The organism is Dietzia sp. SYD-A1 (genome assembly GCF_015356725.1).
Classification (GTDB): Bacteria; Actinomycetota; Actinomycetes; order Mycobacteriales; family Mycobacteriaceae; genus Dietzia.
On record NZ_JADDKI010000627.1, the window covers coordinates 1 to 3439 of the forward strand.

At 70.5% G+C, this 3439-nt stretch carries 1 protein-coding gene and 1 pseudogene; both read right to left on the minus strand.

What is annotated here, in order from left to right:
- Positions 1-32: 32 nt before the first annotated feature.
- On the minus strand, positions 33-2774 hold the full coding sequence (locus IY392_RS17825; protein WP_194861960.1) for a GNAT family N-acetyltransferase: 2742 nt from the start codon (positions 2772-2774) through the stop codon (positions 33-35).
- A gap of 60 nt (positions 2775-2834) precedes the next feature.
- Positions 2835-3439 (minus strand): annotated as a pseudogene (locus tag IY392_RS17830) (acetoin utilization protein AcuC); the annotation flags it as partial.

Below are 3439 nucleotides of genomic sequence, written 5' to 3' on the forward strand. Positions count from 1 at the left end.
GCGTTGCGCGTGGGCCCGGCCGCCGCGACCCGCTAGCGCAGTCGCCGCGGGCCCTCGTCCCCACTGGACCGCGGGGGCGGGCCCAGGTGAACCTGCGCGTACAGCACCGCCACCCCGTCGGGGGCGGCGAGCGCGGGGTCGATGGACAGACGTCGCAGCTCCGGGACGTCCTCCACGAGGCACGACATCCGGCCCATGAGTTCCACCAGTGCCTCCCGGTCAGCCGGTGTGTCCCCGGCGTACCCGTCGAGAATGGGTGCGGCCCGGGGGCGATCAAGGAGCGATCGGGCTTCGGACGGGGAGATCGGCAGAGTACTGAACGCGCGATCGGCGAGGAGGTCCGAAAGCATCCCGGACACTCCGAACGAGATGAGCGAGCCGAAGATGGGGTGGTCCGCCACCCGGATGGTCACGGCGACCCCCTTGGTGGCCATCTTCTGCACGTGCAGCGAGCGCGAGCCGGTGGTGGTCTGGAGTTCGTCGAACGCGTGACGTAACGACGCGGCGTCGGTGAGGTCCAACCGGACCCCGGACTGGTCACTGCGGGTCCGCCACTTCTCCCCCATCGCCTTGACCGCCACCGGGTAGCCGAGCTCCTCGGCCGCCATGGCAGCCTGCCCCACCCCGGCCGCGACGCGGTAGTCGACGATCCCGACCCCGTAGCATTCGAGCAGGCTCCGGACCTGCCCCTGGGTGAGTTCGAACGAGGTGTGTCCGGCGTTCGAGTGGCAGAGCGAGTCCACGAGGTCGCGTGCGCGTGCTCGGTCGATATCGTCGTACTCGGCGGGTTCCTCCGCTGGCCGGTCCAACCACTCGGCGTAGCGGCGGGCGCGGACCAGGGCCGACACCGCACGCTCGGGGTACGGGTACGAGGGGATGGAACCGCGCGAGGCCACGCCGGAGTCGTCGGTGATGGTGAGCCCCTCCGGCAGCCCCTCCCCGGCGAGGAACGTGCTCACGACCGGCTTGGAGCTGCCGGACGCCGCGGCCCGGATGGCCTCGGCGTACGCGTCGGGCTCGGTGGCCACCGGTGGGACGAACACCGTCAGGACCGAGTCCACCTCGTCCCGGGCGACCACGTCGGCTATCGCGGCGCGGAAGTCCTCGGGCAGAGCCCCGGCTCCCAGGTCCACCGAGTCCGCCACCGTGAATCCCTGCAACCGGGCCGAGTCCCCGCCGAGACGGCCGACGGCCGTCGAGTTCCCGACGATCGCCAGGCGTCCGCCCGCGGGCAGCGGTTGGTAGGCGAGCAGCGTCGCGGTGTCGAACATGTCGGTGATGGAGTCCACCTGGATGAGGCCGGAGTCGCGGAACAGTCCACGGATGGCCGAGGCGGTCAGTCCCTGTACCCCCGACTCCAGGTCGTCGACGGCCCGCCGGACCACGACGACCGGCTTGTTGCGGGCCACCCGGCGCGCGATCCTGGAGAACTTGCGGGCGTTGCCGAAGCTCTCGAGATAGAGCAGGACCACCTCGGTCCCGGTATCTGTGTCCCAGTACTGGAGCAGGTCGTTGCCGGAGACATCGGCGCGGTTGCCCGCGGAGACGAAGGTCGACAGACCCAAACCGCGCCGGGCGGCGGCGGCGAGGATGGTGATGCCGAGGGCGCCGGACTGGCAGAAGAACCCGGCCCGTCCGGGCCCGGGGACCACCTCGGCGAGGGTGGCGTTGAGTTGGACGTCGGCGGAGGTGTTGATCACCCCGAGCGCGTTGGGGCCCACCACCCGCATCCCGTGCGCCCGGGCCTCGCTCACCAGTCGACGCTCGGACACCACACCCGCGCTGCCGACGTCGGAGAACCCGGCCGAGATCACCACGAGCGTCGACACGCCCTTGGACAGGCAATCGTCCAGCACCTCGGACATGGACGCGGCCGGGACCGCCACGACGGCGAGGTCGACCGGGTCGGGGATGTCTCGGACGCTGGCATAGGCGCGGACGGACTGCACCGAGGTGGCATCGGAGTTGACCGGGTACACCGGACCGGTGAACCCGTTGCCGATGAGGTTGCGCAGCACGGTGTGGCCGATCTTGCCGACCTGGTCCGAGGCGCCGATGACGGCCACCGACCCGGGGGTGAGAACCCTCGCGACACTGCGCGCCTCGGCCGCGGTCTCGCGCGCGTTGCGGACGTTGGTCAGAGCCTCAGTGGGGTCGATAGCGAACTCGAGGTGCAGGGTGGATCCGTCGAAGGAGCGGGAGATCTCATACCCCGCCCGACGGAACACCTGGATCATCGACCGGTTCTCGGACAGGACCTCCGCCTCGAAGTGGTCGATCCCGCACTCGGCGGCGGACCCCGCGAGGTGCTCCAGGAAGATCGATCCGAGCCCCCTTCCCTGGTGCTGGTCCGAGATGGTGAACGCCACCTCGGCGAATGTCGAGTCGGGAAGGCGCTCGTAGATCGCCATCCCGATGATCTCCGCACCCAGCTCCGCGACGAACGCCATGCGGTCGCGGTAGTCGACATGGGTCATCCGCTGCAGTTCCCTGGCCGACAGGACGTCATGGGAACCGAAGTAGCGCAGGTATCGCGTCCGCTCGGAGAGACTCGAGTGGAAGCGCGCGATCTTCTCGGAATCGTTGGGCAGGACCGGACGGATCCGCACCGCCCGGCCGTCGGAGCCCAGGACGTCGGCCGCCCACTCGTGCGGGTACCCCTCCGGATACGCGTCGACCGTCGTGTCGGTGGAGGCGTGCTCCGGCGGAGTGACGACGGGCGCATCGCCCTCGGGGTCGCCGACGTCGGTCGTTCCGTCACCGGGGTTGGCCATCGTGGTCCTCCAAGAGACTTCGGTGGTGGATGGTGGGCACCCGCGACGCGGGCGTTGCGGTCAGTCCCGGGGGTCGTCCGGGTCGAGCCCGAGAAGGGGGTAGACGGAACGGCGGGTGTCGAGGATCGACTGGTCGAGTCGGGCCAGCGTCCGGTCGACCTCTCCACCGCGATCGGCGCCGGCGGGCTCCCACGGCGTGTGCGCGGGGGCGGCGCCATCACTCATCGTCTGCGGGACCCTGTCCGGAACGGTGTACCGCGCGGCCATGGCCGCCCACTCCTCCGGCACCCGGGTCCCCGGATCCACGGGGTCCCCGAGGATCGCGGCGATGAGGTGGGTCCACGATCGCGGAACCACCCGGACCAGTTCGTATCCACCTCCGCCGATCGCGATGATCCGCCCCTCGCAGAGCTCGTCTGCGAGCGCGATCACCTGGAGGTAGGACTCGCGGTGCCCGTCGACTGTGAGAGACAGGTCGGCCAGCGGATCCTCCCGGTGGGAGTCGCACCCGGCCTGCATGACGATGATCTGTGGTTCGAACGCACGGAGGGCCCCGGGTACCACGGCGTGGAATCCCCTCAGCCACAACCCGTCCGTGACCGCTGGCAGGAACGCCAGGTTCACCGCGGTGCCCTCCGCCCGCCCCACGCCCGTCTCCGATGCCC